General features: G+C 71.5%; 21 protein-coding genes and 2 pseudogenes. 12 read left to right on the top strand and 11 right to left on the bottom strand.

Features of this window, described 5'->3' with window-relative positions; translation table 11 throughout:
- Window positions 1-96: 96 nt before the first annotated feature.
- Window positions 97-1,131: a LacI family DNA-binding transcriptional regulator gene (locus tag F4560_RS19880; RefSeq protein ID WP_184922074.1), complete on the top strand. Its 1,035-nt coding sequence runs from the start codon at window positions 97-99 to the stop codon at window positions 1,129-1,131.
- A gap of 595 nt (window positions 1,132-1,726) precedes the next feature.
- Here F4560_RS19880 and F4560_RS19885 read toward each other — a convergent pair.
- Both F4560_RS19885 and F4560_RS19890 read right to left on the bottom strand, forming a co-directional pair.
- Window positions 1,727-2,926: pseudogene (locus F4560_RS19885) on the bottom strand (RNA polymerase sigma factor); the annotation flags it as partial.
- Window positions 2,923-3,282, bottom strand: coding sequence for a YciI family protein (locus tag F4560_RS19890; RefSeq protein ID WP_184922076.1), 360 nt, complete (start codon window positions 3,280-3,282; stop codon window positions 2,923-2,925). The gene F4560_RS19890 and the pseudogene F4560_RS19885, both read right to left, overlap by 4 nt.
- Before the next feature lie 231 nt (window positions 3,283-3,513).
- Between F4560_RS19890 and F4560_RS19895 the strand changes: the two genes are divergently transcribed.
- Window positions 3,514-4,668 (top strand): glycoside hydrolase family 6 protein, encoded by a 1,155-nt coding sequence (locus tag F4560_RS19895; RefSeq protein WP_184922078.1) that lies wholly within the window; start codon window positions 3,514-3,516, stop codon window positions 4,666-4,668.
- 101 nt (window positions 4,669-4,769) lie between these two features.
- Window positions 4,770-5,126, top strand: a complete 357-nt coding sequence (locus tag F4560_RS19900) for a DUF2203 domain-containing protein (protein ID WP_376775322.1) — start codon at window positions 4,770-4,772, stop codon at window positions 5,124-5,126.
- A 16-nt stretch (window positions 5,127-5,142) separates the two neighbouring features.
- Here F4560_RS19900 and F4560_RS19905 read toward each other — a convergent pair whose 3' ends face one another.
- The 6 genes and pseudogenes from F4560_RS19905 to F4560_RS19930 form a co-directional block, all read right to left on the bottom strand.
- Window positions 5,143-6,687: a S8 family peptidase gene (locus F4560_RS19905; RefSeq protein ID WP_184922082.1), complete on the bottom strand. Its 1,545-nt coding sequence runs from the start codon at window positions 6,685-6,687 to the stop codon at window positions 5,143-5,145.
- A gap of 137 nt (window positions 6,688-6,824) precedes the next feature.
- The gene (locus F4560_RS19910; protein WP_246477851.1) at window positions 6,825-7,220 is read right to left on the bottom strand and encodes a DUF4383 domain-containing protein; all 396 of its coding nucleotides are present in this window, start codon (window positions 7,218-7,220) and stop codon (window positions 6,825-6,827) included.
- 82 nt (window positions 7,221-7,302) lie between these two features.
- Entirely contained in the window at window positions 7,303-7,719 is a 417-nt protein-coding gene (locus F4560_RS19915; protein ID WP_184929747.1) for a hypothetical protein, read from the bottom strand.
- Between the two features lie 61 nt (window positions 7,720-7,780).
- A pseudogene (locus tag F4560_RS19920) lies at window positions 7,781-8,128 on the bottom strand (STAS domain-containing protein); the annotation flags it as partial.
- Window positions 8,103-9,050: a Ppx/GppA phosphatase family protein gene (locus F4560_RS19925; RefSeq protein ID WP_184922084.1), complete on the bottom strand. Its 948-nt coding sequence runs from the start codon at window positions 9,048-9,050 to the stop codon at window positions 8,103-8,105. The gene F4560_RS19925 and the pseudogene F4560_RS19920, both read right to left, overlap by 26 nt.
- Before the next feature lie 174 nt (window positions 9,051-9,224).
- Window positions 9,225-9,371: a hypothetical protein gene (locus F4560_RS19930; RefSeq protein WP_184922085.1), complete on the bottom strand. Its 147-nt coding sequence runs from the start codon at window positions 9,369-9,371 to the stop codon at window positions 9,225-9,227.
- A gap of 51 nt (window positions 9,372-9,422) precedes the next feature.
- On the opposite strand from F4560_RS19930, the gene F4560_RS19935 reads away from it, so the two are divergent.
- From F4560_RS19935 to F4560_RS19960, 6 genes are all read left to right on the top strand, one after another.
- On the top strand, window positions 9,423-9,794 hold the full coding sequence (locus tag F4560_RS19935) for an SRPBCC family protein (RefSeq protein WP_184922086.1): 372 nt from the start codon (window positions 9,423-9,425) through the stop codon (window positions 9,792-9,794).
- A 9-nt stretch (window positions 9,795-9,803) separates the two neighbouring features.
- A complete protein-coding gene (locus F4560_RS19940) occupies window positions 9,804-10,310 on the top strand; it encodes a GNAT family N-acetyltransferase (RefSeq protein ID WP_184922087.1) in 507 nt (168 codons plus the stop codon).
- Window positions 10,311-10,352: 42 nt separating this feature from the next.
- Window positions 10,353-11,279 (top strand): anti-sigma factor RsbA family regulatory protein, encoded by a 927-nt coding sequence (locus tag F4560_RS19945; protein WP_184922088.1) that lies wholly within the window; start codon window positions 10,353-10,355, stop codon window positions 11,277-11,279.
- Between the two features lie 329 nt (window positions 11,280-11,608).
- Window positions 11,609-12,343, top strand: coding sequence for an alpha/beta fold hydrolase (locus tag F4560_RS19950; RefSeq protein WP_312869376.1), 735 nt, complete (start codon window positions 11,609-11,611; stop codon window positions 12,341-12,343).
- 165 nt (window positions 12,344-12,508) lie between these two features.
- Window positions 12,509-13,156 (top strand): HAD family hydrolase, encoded by a 648-nt coding sequence (locus F4560_RS19955; RefSeq protein ID WP_184922090.1) that lies wholly within the window; start codon window positions 12,509-12,511, stop codon window positions 13,154-13,156.
- An 8-nt stretch (window positions 13,157-13,164) separates the two neighbouring features.
- Window positions 13,165-14,121, top strand: a complete 957-nt coding sequence (locus F4560_RS19960) for a TIGR03557 family F420-dependent LLM class oxidoreductase (protein ID WP_184922092.1) — start codon at window positions 13,165-13,167, stop codon at window positions 14,119-14,121.
- A gap of 26 nt (window positions 14,122-14,147) precedes the next feature.
- Here the strand turns inward: F4560_RS19960 and F4560_RS19965 are convergent, their stop codons facing one another.
- On the bottom strand, window positions 14,148-15,506 hold the full coding sequence (locus F4560_RS19965) for a serine/threonine-protein kinase (RefSeq protein WP_184922094.1): 1,359 nt from the start codon (window positions 15,504-15,506) through the stop codon (window positions 14,148-14,150).
- A 193-nt stretch (window positions 15,507-15,699) separates the two neighbouring features.
- On the opposite strand from F4560_RS19965, the gene F4560_RS19970 reads away from it, so the two are divergent.
- Window positions 15,700-15,867, top strand: a complete 168-nt coding sequence (locus tag F4560_RS19970) for a hypothetical protein (RefSeq protein ID WP_184922096.1) — start codon at window positions 15,700-15,702, stop codon at window positions 15,865-15,867.
- 52 nt (window positions 15,868-15,919) lie between these two features.
- On the opposite strand, the gene F4560_RS19975 is transcribed toward F4560_RS19970, so the two are convergent.
- Both F4560_RS19975 and F4560_RS19980 read right to left on the bottom strand, forming a co-directional pair.
- The gene (locus tag F4560_RS19975; protein WP_184922098.1) at window positions 15,920-16,411 is read right to left on the bottom strand and encodes a hypothetical protein; all 492 of its coding nucleotides are present in this window, start codon (window positions 16,409-16,411) and stop codon (window positions 15,920-15,922) included.
- Between the two features lie 40 nt (window positions 16,412-16,451).
- Window positions 16,452-17,753, bottom strand: coding sequence for a PucR family transcriptional regulator (locus tag F4560_RS19980; protein WP_312869377.1), 1,302 nt, complete (start codon window positions 17,751-17,753; stop codon window positions 16,452-16,454).
- A gap of 109 nt (window positions 17,754-17,862) precedes the next feature.
- On the opposite strand from F4560_RS19980, the gene F4560_RS19985 reads away from it, so the two are divergent.
- Window positions 17,863-19,290, top strand: a complete 1,428-nt coding sequence (locus tag F4560_RS19985) for an aldehyde dehydrogenase family protein (RefSeq protein WP_184922100.1) — start codon at window positions 17,863-17,865, stop codon at window positions 19,288-19,290.
- A gap of 38 nt (window positions 19,291-19,328) precedes the next feature.
- A complete protein-coding gene (locus tag F4560_RS19990) occupies window positions 19,329-20,039 on the top strand; it encodes an effector-associated domain 2-containing protein (protein WP_184922102.1) in 711 nt (236 codons plus the stop codon).
- Window positions 20,040-20,076: the final 37 nt, after the last annotated feature.

The raw sequence follows: 20,076 nt of genomic DNA on the forward strand, positions 1-20,076 counted from the left end.
CGCCATGCCACCCCGTCAACGGAAGTGCGGGTAACGAGTCCGCAACATTGACCGGTCAATGTGTCCATGTCGTCACGGTGGGTCAATCATGTGCGAGTGCGAGGAGACGGACAGGCGCCCAAGGGCGAAGCGCGGCGGATCAGCATCGTGGACGTGGCCGCGGCGGCGGGCGTGTCCCGGCAGACCGTCTCCAACGTCCTCAACGGGCGCGACTCGTACTACTCGGAGACGACGTTCGAGCGGGTCACGGCGGCGATGCAGGCGCTGGGCTACCAGCCGAACCGGGCCGCGCAGACGTTGCGCTCGCGGCGGACCATGCAGATCGGCTACCACATCTTCGGCGAGCAGCTGGAGAGCATGCAGGGCTTCACCCTGCACTTCCTCCAGGCGCTGGTGAAGGCCGCGTCCGAGATCGACAACCAGGTGCTGGTGTTCACCCACCACCGCGACGACCCGCTCGGCGTGTTCAAGGACCTGGTGGCCCGGCGCACGGTGGACGCGGTGATCCTGTCGGAGTCCCGGATCGACGACGCGCGCGCCCGGTTCCTGGCCGAGAGCGGCCTGCCGTTCGCCTGCTTCGGCCGGCTGGCGGCGGACCTGCCGCAGCAGTGGGTGGACGTCGACAACGTCGCCGGCATGCAGCCGCTGGTGGACCTGCTCGTGGCGGAGGGTCACCAGCGGATCGCCTACCTCGGCGCGGAGGGCGAGGAGTACTGGAAGATCGAGCGGCTGGAGGGGTTCACGGCGGGCCTCGCACGTCACGGCCTGCGGTTGCCCAAGGCGTCGGTGTACCGGGGCACGGACGCGGCGATCCGGCGGCGGGCGCGGCAGCTGCTGACCGGCAAGAACCCGCCGAGCGCGATCGTCACCGGCAGTGACTCCGTCGGCGCGGTGGTGGTGAACGTGGCGCACTCGCTGGGGCTGAAGGTCGGCTCGGACGTCGCGGTCACCGGTTTCGACGGCGGCGCGGTGGGGCTGTTGACCGAGCCGACCCTCACGTGCGCACGGATCCCGGTGGAGCGCATCACCCGGGAACTGGTCGCCCGCTGCCTCCGCCAGGTCGAGGGCGGCCCGAACGACGACCCGGGCCAGCTCGTGCCGACGGAGGTCGTGCGAGGCGGCAGCGCCTGACCCAGCGAGGCGGCCAGGCGTTATGGCCGGTCAGGCGTTGCGGCCGGCCAGTGTCGTGGCCGACCAGGTGTTGCGGCCGGCCAGGTGCTGTGGCCGGTCAGGCGTCCTCGCGGTCCGGGTTCTCCAGCCGGAAGAAGTTGCTCTGCGTGCCGTCCGAGCGTTCCTCCTGGTAGATGAAGTTCAGCCGGCGCTCGTCGAACGTCTTGAACCACTCGTCCCAGCCGACCTTGCGCAGCGTGTCACCCCCATACCCCGGGAAGTCGAACCGCAGCACGCCGAGGTGGTCGCCGTGCTCGGTGCCCTCGACGGTCGCCGGGGTGGCGTCACGCGCCGCGGCCCACTGCTGGATGACCTCGTGACTGGTGGTGGCGAGGCTTCGACCAGGGCGTTCCGGCTCGTCACCCGGCGACTTGACCTCCTGCGAGTACTTCAGGCTCTTCGACGTGTCCTCACCGGTCCGGATGCCGCCGCCCGTGTTCTTGCCGCGCGGCGGGCCGGGCTTCGGGGTGCCTTGTTGGTTGGTCATGTCGTCCTCCTTCCCCCGGTTGGCTACCCCCGCACGCGCGGCCGATTCGTTCCAGCCCTCCCGAGGCGGCAGGCGGGCCGCCCGGAGTGCGAGATAACGCTGCTCAGGCGCGCTCGCCGTCATCGTCGCCGCACGCAGGTAGGCCTCGCGGGCGGCGGCCGTCTCGCCTGCTTGTTCCAGCAGGTGGGCGCGCACGGCGTCCAGCCGGTGGGTGTGGGTCATCCGGTCGTCCGCGTCCAGCGTGCCCAGCAGGGCGAGCCCGGCTTTCGGACCGTGCACCATGGCGACCGCCACCGCCTTGCCCAGGGTGACGATCGGTCCCGGCGCGACCCGGTCCAGCACCTCGTAGAGCGCGAGGACCTGCGGCCAGTCGGTGTCCTCGGCAGTCGGGGCCTCGTCGTGCACGGCGGCGATCGCGGCCTGCACCTGGTAGGGGCCGATCGGACCGGCGCCGAGGGTGCGGGCGACCAGCGCCAGGCCCTCGGCGATCGCGGCGGCGTCCCAGAGGTCGCGGCGTTGGTCGGCCAGCGGCACGATCGACCCGTCGGCGTCGGTCCTGGCCGCCCGGCGCGCGTCCGTGAGCAGCATCAACGCGAGCAGCCCGGCCACCTCGCCCTCGTCCGGCAGCAGGCGGCGCAGGAGCCGGGTGAGCCGGATCGCCTCGGCAGTCAGGTCGGCGCGGTGCAGCGCAGGCCCTGAACTGGTCGTGTAGCCCTCGTTGAAGATCAGGTACAGCACGTGCAGGACCACGTGCAGCCGTTGCGCGCGTTCCGACGCGGGCGGCAGTTCGAAGCGGGCTCGGCGGACCACCTGCTTGGCCCGGCTGATGCGGCGCGTCATCGCGGACTCGGGCACCAGGAACGCGGCGGCGATCTCGGCGGTCGTGAGGCCGCCCACGGCCCGAAGGGTCAGCGCGAGCTGCGACGGCGGCGACAACGCGGGATGGCAGCACAGGAACAGCAGCACCAGCGTGTCGTCCCCGTCGACCGGCTGCACGTCGACGGGCGCGAGCGCGGCCACCGCCAGCTCACGACGTCGGCGGGCGCTGTCACTGCGCCACTGGTCGACCAACGACCGTTCGGCGACGGTCAGCAGCCACGACCGGGGCCGGTCCGGCACGCCGTCCGCCGGCCACCGCAGCGCCGCCGCGAGCAACGCCTCCTGCACCGCGTCCTCGCACTCGTCGAACCGGCCGTGCCGCCGCACGAGCACGCCGGTGACCTGCGGCGCGAGTTCACGCAGCAGGTCACCGACCGGCGGTCCGGTCATACCTCGGCGGACTCGTGCATGACCTGTCGCACCTCGATCGGGTACTCGATGAACGCGACCACCCGGGACGCGATCTCCAACGCCCGCTCCTCGCTCGCCTCGATCACCCAGTAGCCCGCCAACGACTCCTTGACCTCGGCGAACGGCCCGTCGGTGACGACCGGAGCGCCGTTCTGGAAGCGGACGGTCTTCGCCCGGCCCGGGTCGACCAGCCCACTTCCGCCGACCACTTCGCCGGACGCGCGCAGCTCCTGGTCCAACCGCATCATGAACTCCTGCATCCCGGTGATCCACTCGGGGTCGCGGTCCGCCAGCGTGGCGCCGAACCCGCCGAACATCATGATCATGTACTTCATCGCGGTCCTCCGTCCGACGCCCGCGGCGAGCGTCCACCTCCCGGTCGGAGCCGCGACCGGGTTCCGGACATCCCACCCCGCAATCGTGCCGCCATGTGGGACGCAGGTCACGACCGCATTGCGAATCGGTGTCCGCAGGCGGCGTGGGGGGTTGTGATCCAGGTCATCAGCACGCATGCTTGCCCCTCGTTATGGGAGCGCTCCCAGATGCGCTACGTGAGGAGCAGTCGAGTGGAAATCGGAGCGAGACGACGACGCGTCGGACTGGCCCTGGCCGCGACCGTCGCGTGTGCGTTGGCCGGCGCCGTCGGCGCGACGGCGCAGACCTCGGACGCGGCCGGACCGCCGCACCTGCCCAAGGGCACGTCGTTCTACGTCGAGCCGGACACCAGCGCCGGGCGCCAGGCCGCGCAGTGGCGGCAGGAGGGCCGGGTCGCGGACGCCGACCTGATGGAGGCGATGGCCGCCCAGCCGACCGCGATCTGGTTCACGAACGCGGGTGCGGACAAGGTCCGCCAGGACGTGAAGAAGGTGGTGCAGGCCGCGCGCGCGAAGGACCAGGTGCCCGTGCTGGTCGCGTACTTCGTGCCTTACCGGGACTGCTCGCAGTGGTCCGCGGGCGGCGCGCTCACCGAGCAGGAGTACAAGGAGTGGATCGACGCCTTCGCCGCCGGCATCGGTGACGAGAAGGCCGTCGTGGTGGTCGAGCCGGACGGCCTGGCGCTGATGACCAGCGAGCCGTGGTGCGCGATCGGCCCGGACGAAGAGCTGGTGCCGCAACGGTTCCGCGAGATCAACCACGCCGTGGACGTGCTCAAGCGGGGCAAGCACACCCGCGTCTACCTCGACGCCGGGCACTCCGCGTGGCAGGCGCTCAACGACTACGACGCGGGCTACGGCGAGCCGCGCCAGCAGCTGGGCATCGTCAACCGCCTGTTGCAGGGTGGTGTCACGCGGGCGGACGGGTTCGCGCTGAACACGTCCAACTACCGCTTCACCGAGGACCTGGTCCGCTACGGCACGCGCGTGTCGAAGTGCATCTACCTGCGCACCTCGCGGGGCGCGGCGAACTGCCCGGCCGACGCCGAGCTGGACGCCATGGACGTGCACAAGCCGAAGATGACCCACTTCGTGCTGGACACCAGCCGCAACGGCAAGGGGCACTACACGCCCGGCGCCGGTGAGACCGACTGGTGCAACCCGCCGGGCCGCGGCCTGGGCGAACGTCCCACCGCCGACACCGGCATCCCGCTGGTGGACGCGTTCGTGTGGACGAAGCGCCCCGGTGAGTCGGACGGCGAGTGCCAGGGCGGGCCCGCCGCGGGTCGTTGGTGGCCCGAGCAGGCGCTGGAGCTGGCGAAGCTGGCCTCCCCGCCGCTGAAGTGATCTCGGAGTGATCTCCGGGGTGGGGCCGCCTGACCGTTCGGGCGGTCCCACCCTTGGGTAGCCTTGTGCGGGTCCGACGTTCACGGCGGCTTGGAGTGACGGTGTTCAGCGTGCCCGAGGCACGAGAAGAGCTGGCCAGGCTGATGCCTGTGCTGACCGAGATCGTCACGATCAGGGCCGACGCCGCCGAACTCGCCGCCTCGCTGCAAGAGGGCGGACGGCCGACCGGCCTCGGCGGCCTGCCCGAGCTGAAAGCCGCGCAGGCCCGGCTGGACGACCTGATGACCACGGTGCAGCAGACCGGCGCCGAGCTGAAGGGCTTCGCTCCCCTCCTGGTGGACTTCCCGTCCGAATTGGACGGTGTGCCGGTGCTGTTGTGCTGGCTGGAGGGCGACGAAGGCCTCGACTGGTACCACCGCGCCGACCTCGGTTTCACCGGCCGACGTCCCCTGGACTGACCGTTCGGCTTCCGTCCTAGAAGGCGATGCTCCAGCCGTCGATGTGGCCGGTGTCGTAGTCGTAGACGTCCTTCACCCGCAGCTGCCACGTGCCGTTCTTCGTCTCCGACGACGTGTCGACGGTGAACGTCTCGTGGATGTCGTCCGGTAGACCGATACCACCGGGCTCGCGCAGCTCGAACACCTTGCCGCTCGGAGCCACCAGGTCGACCGCCAGGTCGGCGGTGTACGGGTGCACGATGTCCACCTTCACCGCGGTCGCGGCGCTACCAGGACCTTCGCACCCGGACACCACGATGCTCGACGTCACCGCGTCGCCGGCGTCCGGGATCTGCACGTCGTCCGTGTTCGAGCCGCCGACGCACGGGTCCGGCTCCGGGTCGCCGCCATCGATGAAACCCGTGTACAGCAACCGGTTCGGCGAACCTGGACCCGGGTCCTTCACCACGTCGGCGGTGGCGTTCTCGGTCAACGCCTTGGCCACGTCGGCCGGGTCGGCCCGGTTGGCGGTGGTGGAGCCGGACAGGTACAGGGCAGCCGCGCCGGCGACGTGGGGTGCGGCCATCGAGGTGCCGTTGATGGTCTTGGTGCCGCCGTCGGACCAGGTCGAGGTGATCTTCGACCCCGGCGCGAAGATGTCGGTGCAGGGGCCGTGGTTGGAGAACGAGGACCGGGTGTCCGAGTCGTCGGTCGCGTTGACCGTGATGGCCTCAGGGGTTCGGGCGGGTGAGGTGCTGCACGCGTCGCGGTTGTCGTTGCCCGAGGCGACGACGACGGTGATGCCCGCCGAGACGGCCTTCCGGACGGCGTCGTCCAGGGAGGTCTGTGCCCGGCCGCCGAGACTCATGTTGACCACCGCGGGCTTGGCCGCGTTCGCCACCACCCAGTCGATGCCGGCGATGACCTGCGACCACTGGCCGGAGCCCTGGCAGTTGAGGACCCGGACGCCGACCAGCTTCACGCCCTTGGCCACGCCGTACGTGGTGGAGCCGATGGTGCCGGCGACGTGCGTGCCGTGACCGTTGCAGTCCTCGGCCACCTCGTCCTCGTCGATGAAGTCGTAGCCGTCGGTGGCCCGGCCGCCGAAGTCGTCGTGCGCCTTGTGGATGCCGGTGTCGATGACGTACGCGGTGACGTCGGACGCGGTGGTGGTGTAGGTGTACTTCGAGTCGAGCGGCAGGTTCTTCTGGTCGATCCGGTCCAGGCCCCAGGTCGGGTCGGTCTGGGTGTCGGTGGTGTGCGCGATGCCGTCCTGCTCGACGTACGCGACCGTGGGGTCGGTGGCGAGCGCGTCCGCCTGCGCCCCGGTCATCGCGGCCGAGAAGCCGCTCAGGGCCGCGGTGTAGGTGAGCTTGACCTGGCCGCCGTACTTGCCGACGAGGGCGGCGGCCGTGCTCGCGGTCTGCTGCGGGGTGGTGTCGCGCAGCACGACGATGTAGCTGTCAGGCACCGCGCTCATGCGGCTAGCGCCCGCGGTCGCGTGGGTGGCGCCGGCCAGCACCAGGGCTGTAGTGGCCAGGCAGACGGTCGCCCGTCGCCGGGCAGAGGGATCGTGTCGCATCGGCGGTCGCCTCCGGACCTCGACGGGCTCAACGATCCACGGCTACCCGGGGTCCGGACGTTGATGCGCCGGGCGGTGTCACTGGATAGTGGGATCAACCAAGATCAGCCGCCGCGCGGGGTCACGCACTGGGGTGGTCAGGCGCTGCGGGCGGCGGGGTTGCCTTTGAGCGCCAAGGCCAACGCGACCATGCCGAGGCCGAGGCCCAGGTGCAGCCAGTCGTCGGCGTCGTTGACCGGCACGAAGTTCGCCGCACTCGCCTTGTCCACGATCAGCCCGTAGAGCCACAGGACCAGGTAGATCAGGCCGCCGCCGAGGAGGAACGCCCTGGCGGTCGCCGCGCTGCGCGCCATGGCAAAGCCGACGACGCCGAACAGCAAGTGCACCAGGTTGTGCAGGACCGACACGTGGAACACGCCCAGCAGGTGCGCGCCCGAGTCGGGACCGGCGAACGTGATCCGGTCGAGGTCGCTGGTCAGGCCCGGCACGAACCCGAGCACGCCGACCAGGAGGAAGACGACGGCAACCGCCATCGCCGCCCCCCGCACCGGATGCGGTAGACGCGTTGTGGAAGCCATGCGGATCACCCCGCCTAAGAAGGTGGTTTCCGCTCGACTACCCCTTGCTCACCCCCCGAAACCGCCCGCCCATCCCCACCAGAGCCGGCAAGCCCCTCCCCCGCCGACCCAGCAGACCCACCACCAGCCACCGCACGCCCGCCATCCACCGACCCAGCAGACCCGCCGCCACCACTCGCCGCACCCGAGCCACCCGCCGATCGAGCAGACCCGGCCACCGCACGCCCGCCACCCGCCGACGCAGCAGACCCACCGCTACCAGACACGGCACGCGAGCCACCAGCCGACGCGGCAGGCCCGCCACCGCCGCCGGCCACCGCACGCCCCCCGCCCCTCGACACCGCACGCCGACCACCGGCCGACGCCACCCGCCCATCACCAGCCGAGGCAGCACGGCCGCCACCACCCTCCCCAGCAGCGGCAACACCAGCAGCCCCGGCAACACCAGCGGCACCCGGAGTCCCCGCGACCCCGCCACCGCTCGGCGCCGCACGTCCCGTCGCCGCCGCCCCCACGTCCGGATAGCGCGGGAACAGCCGGTCCAAGTCGGTCCGCTCGAACACCCGCCGCACGTGCGGCGGCACGGCGGCCAGCCGCAGCCAACCCCCCGACCGCTGAGCCCGTGCCCGGGTCCGCACCAACGCGCTCATCGCCTGGGCGCCGCAGAACGACACCCCGGACATGTCGAGCACGATCCGGTCCCGACCCTCCGTCACCAACCGATCCATCCGGTCCAACACCCGGCGCGCACCCGCCAAGTCCAACTCCCCGGTCGCCACGACCACCGCACACCCCGTCCGGTGGGCCTCGACCGACAGCGCCAGCATCCCGATCCCTTCACGCCGCCCGGCAGTACTCGTCATCGCCCGCCCTGGTCAGGGTGAGCAGCAGGCCTTCTCTGGTGGACCAGGGACAGATCTCCACCTCGTCGTGCCCGGTCGCCACCATCAACGCCTCCGCCACCAGCGCACCGGCGAGCGACTGCTCCGCCCGGTGCCGGGAGATACCGGGCAACCGCGCGCGTCTGGGCGCGGGTATCCGGGCCAGCTTCGGTATCCAGCCGCGCAGATCCGTGAGCCGCAACGTCCGCCGCACGAACGGCCCGTCGTGCTGCGGTCGCGCGCCGGCCAGTCGCGCCAACTGCTGGAACACCTTCGAACAGCCCACGGCCCGCTGATCGGCGACGCCCGCACCCTCCAGCGCGGCCACCACCCGGTCGTGCACCAGAACCTGCTCGTGGGCCAGACCGCGGTGGTCCCGTGCCCTCTCCAGGGCCAACCTGCGGGTCAACGTCCGGGCGCCGAACGGCAGCGAAATCGCCCACGACGGCTCGACATCGTCGCCGGCCGCGAGTTCGACGGTACCGCCGCCGACGTCGAGCACGAGCAGCGGACCGACGTGCCAGCCGAACCAGTGCCGCGCGGCCATGTAGGCGAGGCACGCCTCCTCGCAACCGGGCAGCACCCGCAGCCGCGTGCCGGTGCGGCGGGCGACTTCGCTGATCACGTGGTCGGCGTTGGCGGCGTCACGGATGACCGACGTGGCGAACGGGACCACCTCGACCACGCCGGCCCGTTCGGCGATCCGACGTGCGGTGCGAACAGCGGTCACAACCTGTTCCACGCCTTCCGGGTGGAGTCGATTGTCCTGATCGAGGGTCCGGTCGAGGCGGAGCCGGGTCTTGTGCGAGACGACCGGGCGCAGCGGGGAGCCCGACACGACCACGAGGTGGGCGCTGAAGCAGCCCACGTCGAGCACACCGACCTGACCAGGCCGTCCGGACATACGTCACCACCAGCCGCTGCTTGTGAGGTACCGAGGGGTGCCCACGAACACATCGGGTGAAACCGGATTGGGTGATCCGACTCCGGGTAGTTCACGGCCAAGGGTGCTGCGGAGAGGCCGTCGGCGGTGGTGACCGGCGCGTCGAGCGGGATCGGTCCGGCTCGCCCTCGTCCATCACCGCTTCGGGTCTTGGTCACCTATCAGCTCGCGGTACTCGTCCACTTCCTGCGGAGTGGGATCGACGGGCGCGTCCTCCGCGATCTCGTCCGGGTCGATGGGGTCGCCCACGGGCTCTTCCGGCGGTTCCTCGATTGTCGTCATGGCCGCTGGTTACCCCGGTGTGCCCGCGCTCGAACGGGGTAACCGCACGCCGTGACCATCCACGCCAGACGCGATGTGCCGGCCCTGCCCGACCTCGTCTTCAACGCCGCCGCCGATCCGGTCCGCCTCGCCTCGTGGCTCCCCGCCCCGTACCAGGTCGTCGGCCGAACGGACGACGTGCTGATCCTCCGCAGGCACGACGAGCAGCGCCAGGTCCAGCTGGCCGCGGACTACGACCAGCTCCTGCTCACCTGGGAATCGCTGGCCGACCACGGCTGCCGTGGAGCGCTCCGCGTGTCGCTGGCCGGCGTCGCGAGCAGCGTCGCCGAACTCCAGCTGGACGGCTGCCCCGACGACCAGCTCCCGGCACGTCTGCTCGAAGCGCTCGCAAACGAGGTTGAACAGAACCTCACCGCCGGTTGACCATGCACCGTGGACATCCGCCCCGCCCGGCCCGACGAGCTGCCGCTGCTCCCCGAGATCGAACGGGCATCCGGTGAGCCGTTCCGCGATTTCGGCATGCCGGAGATCGCCGACGACGACCCGATGCCGCTGGAGACCCTGCGACACCTGCACGTCTGGGTGGCCGCCGACCCGCACCCGGTGGCCTGGGTCGCGGTGGAGGTGGTGGACGGCGCGGCCCACGTCGAGCAGATCAGCGTGCACCCCGACCACGCCCGGCGCGGTATCGGCGCGGCGCTGCTGGACCACGTCGCGCGGTGGGCCGGTGCGCGGCGCCTTGAGGCGTTGACCTTGACCACGTTCCGCGACATCCCGTGGAACGGCCCGTACTACCGTCGGCTGGGTTTCCACGAGGTGACGGATCCGTCACCGGGTCTGCGGGCCGTCGTCGAGGCCGAAACCGCACGCGGTCTCGACCCGTCGACGCGCGTTTGCCTGCGCAGACCACTCAACAGCGGCGTTTGGGCGCAATACTGAACAGGCAGACCTCCCGCCAGCAACCGTTCGGAGGTTCCCCCGGTGGTCGACTTCGTGCACGAGGCACTGCTCTACCGCGACGACGAGCAGTACCTCACGGGCACCGTGCCGTTCGTGCGCGACGGGTTGGCGGCCGGCGAGCCGGTGCTGGTCGCGGTGCCGCAGCGGGGGATCGACCTGTTGCGCGGCGCGTTGGGCGGGCAGGCCGACCTGGTCGAGTTCCTGGACATGAGACGTGCCGGGCGCAACCCGGGCCGCATCATCCCCGGAGTGCTGTCGACGTTCACCAACCACGCGGCCGAGGCGGCGGCCAACGGGCGGGTGCGGATCGTCGACGAGCCGACGTGGCCGGACCGCACCGAGCTGGAGTACCCGGCGTGCGTGCAGCACGAGGCGCTGATCAACACCGCGTTCGAGGACCGTCCGGCCTGGATCCTGTGCCCGTACGACACGGCGAACCTGACGCCGGAGGCGGTGCGCGACGCGGAGGCCACGCACCCGATCGTGGTCGAGGGCGAGCACCGCCGGCCGAGCACCCACTACCGCGAGCCGTACCTGATCGCCGAGGAGTTCAACCGGCCGCTGCCCGCGCCGCCGCCGGACGCCATCACCCGCGGCTTCGACCTCGACGCGCTGGCCGCCACCCGACGTCTGGTGGCCGGGTTCGCCACCGAGGCCGGGCTGTCCGCCGACCAGGTCGAGGACCTGGTGCTCGCGGTGAACGAGCTGACCACCAACAGCGTGGTGCACGCGGGCGGCTTCGGCACGCTGTTCCTGTGGCGCGAGGGCGGCGTGGTGGTGTGCGAGGTGCGTGACGCGGGGCGGATCCACAACCCCATGGTGGGCAGGCGGAACCCCGGCGTGAACGCGCGCGGCGGCTACGGCGTGATGCTCGTGAACCTGCTGTGCGACCTGGTCCGCGTGCACACCCGCGAGAACGGCACGACGATCCGCGTCTACGTGGGCTGACCCCCGCTGCGAGCCGACCCCCGCAGTACGCCGACCCGGTTGTGCGCCGACCCCACAGTGCGCTGGCCCCGTTGTGCGCTGGCCCCGTTGTGCGCTGGCCCCGTTGTGCGCTGGCCCCGTTGTGCGCTGGCCCGTTGTGCGCTGGCCCGTTGTGCGCTGGCCCGTTGTGGGCCGGCCTCGCTTGGCCCACCGCCCGTCGGCGAACCGAAGCCACGTTCATGTGTGCTTGCACACCAATCAGCCCCCGACCGCGCGTTCTCGGTGCTCGCGGGCCGTCTTCGTGCGGAATCGGCCCCGCCGCACGTCCGCGTCCCGGCAGAATCGGCCGAGTGACTCCCGCACTTCTGCTCGCCCACGGGGCCGGTGGCACCGTCCGCGCGAACTTCAGCCCGCTCATCCCGCAGCTGTCGCGCAAGCGCAAAGTGCACGCGGTGGACTTCCCCGGCTCCGGGACGACGCCGCGCGCGACCGCGCCGCTGGAGCTGGACGACCTGGCCGACCGCCTGGTCGCCGCCGCCGACGGCGAGGAGCGGTTCGCGATCATCGGCTTCTCGATGGGGTGCGCGGTGGCGATTCGCGCCGCCCAGCGGCACCCGGAGCGGGTGACGGCCCTGGTGCTCACCGCCGGGTTCGCCCGCATCGACGACGAGACCCGGGCGCGGATGCAGAAGTGGGCTCGGCTGCTGGACGGCGACCGCACCGCGTTGGCGCGCTACCTGATGACGATCGTGCTGGGCGAGCCGTTCCACCGGCGGATGACGTCCGAGCAGGCCGAGGGCTTCCTGGAACTGATCGCCCTCACCGTGCCGCCCGGCACCCCCGAACAGGTCGACCTGGTGCTGCGCGCCGACCTGCGCGCCGAAGTCCCGTCCCTGACCGTGCCGACCCTCGTGATCGGCACCAAGCACGACCGCCTGATCAACCCGTCCACCACCCGCGCCCTCGCCGACCTGATCCCCGGCGCCCAGTGGGCCGAACTGGACAGCGGCCACGCCCCCTCCATCGAGGCCCCCGCCGAGTGGTTCCGCCAGATCGAACAGTTCCTGGACGCCCAGTCCCAATAACCCGCGAGCCGAACCTTCAGGCCCCGCGAGTCGAACGCTCAGGCCCCGCGAGTCGAACCTTCAGGACCCCCGAGTTCACCGCTCAGACGGACGACTCGGGGTGTCCGGGCGGCGGGCTCGCGGGTGGGCGGTTTGCGGGTGGTCCGGCCGGGCTAACCAGGCCACATGACCAACACGCTCGTCCTCGACGTCGACGGCACGCTGGTGGACACCAACTACCACCACGCCGTGGCGTGGTTCCGCGCGTTCCGGCGTTTCGACATCACCGTGCCGACCTGGCGCCTGCACCGCGCCATCGGGATGGGCGGCGACAAGCTCGTCGGCGCGGTCGCGGGCGACCACGTCGAACGTGAGCACGGCGACGACATCCGCACCGCCTGGGAAGCCGCGTTCGAGCCGATGCTCGCCGAGATCCGACCGCTGGAAGGCGCGCACCGCCTGATCTCCACCGCCATGGAGCAGAACTGCACGGTCGTGCTGGCGAGTTCCGGCAAGCGCCACCACGTCGACCACTACCTGAAGCTGCTCGACGCCTCCGGCATCACGTCGACATCAGCGGACGACGTCGACAACAGCAAACCCGCGCCGGACCTGATCGAGGTCGCGCTGCGGCGGGTCGACCGGAACGGTCGCGCGGTGATCATCGGCGACTCCGTCTGGGACTGCGAAGCAGCGCAACGCGCCGGCCTGCCCTCGGTCTGCCTTCGCACGGGTGGTTTCGGCGAAGCCGAGTTGCGGGAGGCCGGGGCGTCGGAAGTCTACGAGGAACTCGACGAGTTGCGGGCGGATCTCACCGACCTGCCCATGGCGTAGGAGGAAGCGTGCGGATCGGCTACACACTGATGACGGAGCAGGCCGGCCCACGCGAGTTGGTCGACCACGCCACGCTGGCCGAGCAGGCCGGTTTCGACTTCGAGGTGATGAGCGACCACTACTCGCCGTGGCTGGACGAGCAGGGGCACGCCCCGTACGCGTGGAGCGTGCTCGGCGCCGTCACGCAGGCGACCGACCAGGTCGAGCTGATGACCTACGTGACGTGCCCGACGGTGCGGTACCACCCGGCGGTCGTGGCGCAGAAGGCGGCGACCGTGCAACTGCTGTCCGGCAACCGGTTCACGTTGGGCATCGGCGCCGGGGAGAACCTCAACGAGCACGTGGTGGGGCGCGGCTGGCCACCGGTGAACGTGCGGCACGAGTTGCTGCGCGAGGCCGTGGAGATCATCTCGCAACTGTTCGACGGCGGGTACGTCAACTACTCGGGTCAACACTTCCGGGTCGACTCGGCGAAGCTGTGGGACCTGCCCGAACAGCGGGTGCCGATCGCCGTGGCGGTGTCCGGCGGCCAGTCGGTGCGGACGTTCGCGCCCTTGGCCGACGCGATGGTCGCGGTGGAGCCGGACGCGGCGCTGAGCCAGGAGTGGGACGTCTTCCAGGGCGGGCAGTCGCGGAAGATCGGTCAGCTGCCGATCTGCTGGGACCCGGACCGGGACAAGGCGGTCGAACGGGCGCACGAGCAGTTCCGGTGGTTCGCGGGCGGCTGGAAGGTCAACTCGGAGCTGCCCGGGACGGCGGGGTTCGCCGGTGCGACGCAGTTCGTCCGACAGGAGGACGTGGCCGCGAAGATCCCGTGCGGGCCGGACGCCGGGCCGGTGGTGGAGGCGGTGGCGAAGTTCCGCGACGCGGGCTTCACCGATCTCGCGCTGGTGCAGATCGGCGGCGACCACCAGCCGGAGTTCCTGGACTTCGCCAAGGCGGAACTCCTTCCCGCCCTGCGCTGACGACGAGCCGCTGACGAGGCGACCCGTCACCCGCGGCCGGTCACCGCGCCTTCCCTCGCCGGGGGCCCTGTGGTCGGGATGACCGGCGTGGGAGTGACGACCGGCGGGTTCGGTGGCGTCTTGGTCCCCGGATCCACCGGCTCCTTGCGGGCCTTGGTGGTAGTGGCGGTCGTGGTGTCGCCGTCGTCCACACCGTCCGCCGGCACGTCGGTCCCGGCGCCGGGCGTGACCCCGCCGACGGTGCCGTCCTCCTCGGTGCTCCCCGCCGGCCTCGCCTGCGCGGGCGCGCCATCCCGCACGGTGTCCGTGACCGGGGAGTTCGGGTCCACCACGCCGCTCATCGGAGCCTGTCCCGCGACCGGCTCGGTCGCGGTGGTCGTGGTGGTCTGGCCGGCGTGCTCGCCGGAGCCGGACCCCGGCGCGAACGCGTCCCCGAGCGTCACCGCGCCAAGCAGCGCCAACGCGCCCGCGGCCACCGCCGCACCGGCCAGCACCGCCCGGTTCTTGCCCTTCTTGCGCTCGACCGCCACCTCGGCCCGGTCCACCACCGCCAACTCGACCAGCGGCAGCAGCCCCACGCTCGCCCGCGCCGCCTCTTCGAGCATCCGCCGGCACTTCGCCGCGGTAGGCCGCTTGGTCGGGTCCGACGCGGTCATCCCGGCCAGCACGGCGGTCCACGGCTCGGGCAGGTTCGCCGGGATGCGCGGCTCGCGGTGCAGCCGCGACAGCGCCGCCTCCGTGTCACCGCCGGGGTACTCGGGCCGCCCGGTCAGGCACTCCAGCAGCACCAGGCCCAACGCGTAGACGTCGGCGGCCGGCAGCACGTCGCCGCCACGCACCTGCTCCGGCGCGAGGTAGCCGGCGGTGCCGACCAGTATCCCGGACCGGGTGACGCGGGTGACCTGGCCTTGCAGCGCCAGCCCGAAGTCGGCCAGGTACGCGCGCCGCCCCTCGGTGTCGAGCAGGATGTTCGACGGCTTCACGTCCCGGTGCACGACGTCCTGCGCGTGCACGTGGGCCAGCACGCCAGCGATCTGCGCGCCGACCGTGGCGACCACCTCGGGCGCCATCGCACCGCGCATCCGCCGCCGCAGCGTGCCGCCCTCGACCGCCTGCATGACGAAGTAGGGCCGACCGCGGAAGACGCCGGTGCCGTAGACCTCGACCAGGCCGGGGCAGTTCATCTCGCCCAGCACCTGCGCCTCGCGGTCGAGCCGGATGCGGTCCTCGCCGGAGGCCTCGCCCTGGAAGAACTTGATCGCGACCTTCCGGTCGAGACGGGTGTCGAACGCGCGGTACACCTCGGCCATGCCGCCCGACCCGTACAGGGCGCCCAGCGCGTACCTGCCGTCGACCACCTCTCCGGTCAGGTCACCGTCCCACATTCCGGCTGAACCTCCGCTGTGTCGACGACGCCGGCCCGGGGGCCGTCGCGAAAGCTACCGGTCGTGTGACACGGGCAGCCACCCTGTTTGCACTTTCCAGTCCACTTACCCGTTGCGCGTCCGTCACAAACCCATCATTTCTTCGCGTTCCCGAACCCGTGTCGGACCACCGTCGGATGGGTACCTCCGCGGCATGACCGAACGCGAGCGGGAGCCCACGATCAACGAGTTCATCGACGACCCGGCGGCCAAGGTGGACGCCCTCGGCGAGGTGAACGAGGTCAGGCCTGCGCAGTACGGCGCCGACCCGGACGAAGAGTACGAGCACGGGCCCGTCGGAGGCGACGAACCAACGGGATGAGCGCCGGAGATCACCCAAGCGAGTGAACCCCGGCGCTCAAACGGCCCAGCTGTTACGGCGTAGCGGTCGCGCACGGTGTCGTCATGGGCGTGGTCGTCGTCGTCATTCCGGGAGAGGACGGCGACGTGGTCACCGGCGGGCCCGACGCGGCCGACCTGGTGCCGCCGCACTGGTCGATCTCCACCAAGCCGTCCGACGAGAGCAGCTTCGAGAAGATCACGTACTCGCTGCCCACCGTGAGCTTCAGGCCGCACGAGTAGTTCCTGAGCGTCACGACGTTGACGAACTTCGGCACGTCGCCCTTGTACTCGGCGTGGACGACCACCCCGTACCGGTACCGGTCGTTGTGACCGTCCCGCACGTCGACCTTCTCGCTGACCACCTTGCCCGAGAAGACTTGCGTCGCCTGCTGGTAGCGCCACGCCTCGTTACCGCCGGGGAAGCAGACGCATGCGCTGGCAGGACTGGTGAGCACTGCGGCGAGCAGCACGGCGGTGACAGTGACGACACCGGCCGCGTGCGCCAGGAATCGGAAGCGCGCCAAGGGGTCCCCCTCGAAATAGGGCATGGGCGGCGGTGCTTGATCACCTTATCGGCCGAACGTGCAGAGCCAGCCACAATTCGGCCCGCAGACCTGCGGATTCCAACGAACGCCCCAGCAGTTCCTCCACTCGCCCCAACCGGTTCCGGACCGTGTGCCGGTGCACGCCGAGGCGTGTGGCGGCCGGATCGGCCTGACCGTGGCACGACAGCCACACCCGCAACGTCTCGCGCAGCACGTCGTCCAGCGGCGCCAGCAGCACGGCGGCGAACTCGGCCGCGTCCGCCGCCAGCAGACCGGCGCCGGCGACCTCCTCGAACGTCGCCACCCCTTCCTCGAACGCCCGCAGCGCCTCCCGATAGCCCCGCGCGACGCTCCGCACGTCCACCGGGCTCGACGCGGCGGCGGGCACGTCCACCTCGTGGGCCAGCACGACCACCCGCCCGTCCACCTCGGCCCAGAACCCCGCACGCGGTTCAGCCGCGCCACGCAACACGAAGACCCGGAACTCCCCCTCCGGCACCCCATCGACCGGAACACCGGCCAGCAGCAGCCGGAACCGCGCCTCCCGCAGGTCCCGCCGAACCGCGTCGACCTCGTCCGACCGCGCCAACGCCACCGTGAGCAGTGACGCCGCGATGTTGACCGCGCCCGCGTCCAGCGCCCGGTCCGCCGCTACGGCCAGGTACCCGAGCCGGCCGAGCACCTGCATCGCGGCGTGCCGCTCCCCCACCTGCCACGCCGCGCCCGCCGGTCCGCCCGACGCCGCCAGCCGCCGCACGTGACCGGAGAGGTCGGGGAGCGAGCCCACGACGTGCAGCGGAGAGCCGTGGGGATCCAACAACGCCGCGCCGCCGTCGATGAGCCGCGCCAGCCTCCGCACGACACCGAGGGGCCCCTCGCCGACCGCCGCACGGGTCAGCGCGCGCTGTGCCTCACTGGTGCGTGCGAGCGCCGCGTACTCGTCTGCCGCGACGGCCCGCGACACCGCCTTGGTGATCGCGATGAACGGCGTGGCCCTGGGCACCTCCAGCAACGCCAACCCGGCCTCGCGCGCGGCCTCGATCAACCCGTCGGGCACGTGCTCGTGGCTCAGCCCCGTCCCGAACCCGAGTCCCACCACGCCGGCCGCCACCAGCCGCCGCACGTACTCGGCGTGTGGGCCGAGCGCGATACCCGTGGTCAGCAGCAGCTCGCCGCCCTCCAGGAACGGCGTCGGATCGGCCAACTCCGTGCTGTGCGCCCACGCCACGACCCGGTCCAGCCCGGCGTCCACGCGCACCGCCAGATCGAGCTCGCGGGCCAACGCCCCGACCGTCAACGCCATGGACACTGTGTACAACACTGATCGGCAGGGTCGCCATATTGGATACTGTCGCCCGTCCACCGTGAGGTCGATGCTGGACCCCACTGCCCGACTGCGCACCGAGGGACGTCCTCGAAGGAGCCATTCAGTGACGACGCCGTACTGGGTCGCGGGGCAGCCCGCGACGAGTGCCGACCTGGTCGAGATCCGCACCCCGCACGACAACGCCCTGGCCGGCGTCACGTCGAACGCCACGGCCGAGGACGTGGAACGGGCCGTCGCCGCCGCGCACGCCGTGGCCGAGGAGTTCGCCGCACTGCCCGCGCACGCCCGTGCGGCGGCACTGGACCACGTGTCGCGGCGGCTGGCCGAACGTGCCGACGAAGTGGCCGAGCTGATCACGTCCGAGTCCGGCAAACCGGTGAAGTGGTCGCGGATCGAGGTGACCCGGGCGGTGTCGACGTTCCGCTGGGCGGCCGAGGAGGCACGCCGGTTCTCCGGTGAGCTCCAGCGGCTGGACACCGATCCGGCGGCGGACGGCAGGCTGGCGTTGGTGCGGCGGGCGCCGCGCGGGCCGGTGCTGGGCATCGCGCCGTTCAACTTCCCGCTGAACCTGGTGGCGCACAAGGTCGCGCCCGCGTTGGCGGTCGGCGCCCCGATCGTGGTCAAACCCGCGCCGTCCACCCCGCTGGTCGCGTTGCTGCTGGGCGAACTGCTGGCGGAGACCGACCTGCCCGCCGGGTCGTGGTCGGTGCTGCCGGTGCCGAACGAGGTGGCGGGCGCGCTGGTCGAGGACCCTCGGCTGCCCGTGGTGTCGTTCACCGGATCGGGTCCAGTGGGCTACTCGATCCTGGACCGCGTGCCGCGCAAGCACATCGTGCTGGAGCTGGGTGGCAACGCGGCGGCCGTCGTCTGTCCGGATTGGACGGACCTGGACCGGGCGGCGCAGCGGATCGCGATGTTCTCGATGTACCAGGGTGGACAGTCGTGCATCTCGGTGCAACGCGTGTACGCCCACGAGGACGTGTACCCGGCGTTGGCGGAAGCGGTGGTGGCGCACGTGCGCAAGCTCGGCACGGGCGACCCGACCGACCCGGCCACCGACGTCGGCCCGCTGATCAACGAGGCTGCCGCGCGGCGGGTGGAGGCGTGGGTGGACGAGGCCGTGGCGGCGGGCGCGCGGGTGTTGACCGGAGGCCGGCGGGCGGGTGCGGTGTACGAGCCGACCGTGCTGGCGGACGTGCCGGCGGGGTGCAAGGTGGTGGACGAGGAGGTGTTCGGCCCGGTGGTGGTGCTGGACTCCGTCCCGTCGGTGGAGGAGGCGTTCGACCGGGTGAACGCGTCCCGGTTCGGTTTGCAGGCGGGGGTTTTCACGCACGACGTCCGGCTGGCGTTCCGCGCGGCCAAGCGGCTGGCGGTGGGCGGGGTGATCGTGGGCGACGTGCCGAGCTTCCGCGCCGACCAGATGCCGTACGGCGGGGTGAAGGAGTCGGGAACCGGCCGCGAGGGTGTTCGTTCGGCCATGGACGACCTGACCGAGCAGCGGGTCCTGGTGCTCACCGGTCTGGAGCTGTAGATCTTGACGCCCTCGGGCGGTGTCCGCATGCTCGTGCCATGCCGGTCACCGCCGGGGGCGCTCACGCCGTCCTCGCGATCGCAGCGGACCGAGCCGCCGGGATCGAATCCGCGTGGCGGCTGGTGCGCGGCGCGCTGACCGGCCCGACCCGGTCCACCGACCACGACGCCGTGCTGCTGATCCACCCGCCGTCCGACCGCTTCCCGGTGCGGCTCACCGAAGCCGTGCACCGGCACAACGACTCGGCCCCCGCGCCGATCCGGCTTCGGGTGGTCGTGGCCGACGAAGTGCCCGAAGCCTTGGCGGTGCTCGACTCGGACGCCTTCCGCTCGGCGCACGCCGCGTCCACCAAGCCGGTCCTGATCGCGATGACGGACGACTACTTCCGCGTTCACCCGATCGACGGACCGGAGCGCCACCGCACCGTGCGGGTGCCCGGCCTGGCGGAACCGGTCTGGCTGCTCGACGCCCGCGTGCCGGACCAGGAAGCCCTGTTCCACGCGCTGATGGCGATGCCGTCGATGCGGACCGAGGCCGACCGCCGGCTGGTGCTCGACCTGCTGCCGCCGGCCATCGCCGGCGCGGTGCCGCATCACCCGGTCGCCGCGTTGCACGTGCACGGCCTGCTCCAGACGTGCCTGGAGTACGAGCACGGCCTGACCGCGCTCAGCCACGCATTGCACACGGTGGAAGGTGAGGGTTCCACACTAATGAACCGAATCGACACCCTATTGCGCACCGAAGGTTGAGCGGCAATCCGTAGCCTGTACCCGGTAATACTGAGAT

The sequence above is a fragment of the Saccharothrix ecbatanensis genome, from assembly GCF_014205015.1.
GTDB classification, from domain to species: Bacteria; Actinomycetota; Actinomycetes; order Mycobacteriales; family Pseudonocardiaceae; genus Actinosynnema; species Actinosynnema ecbatanense.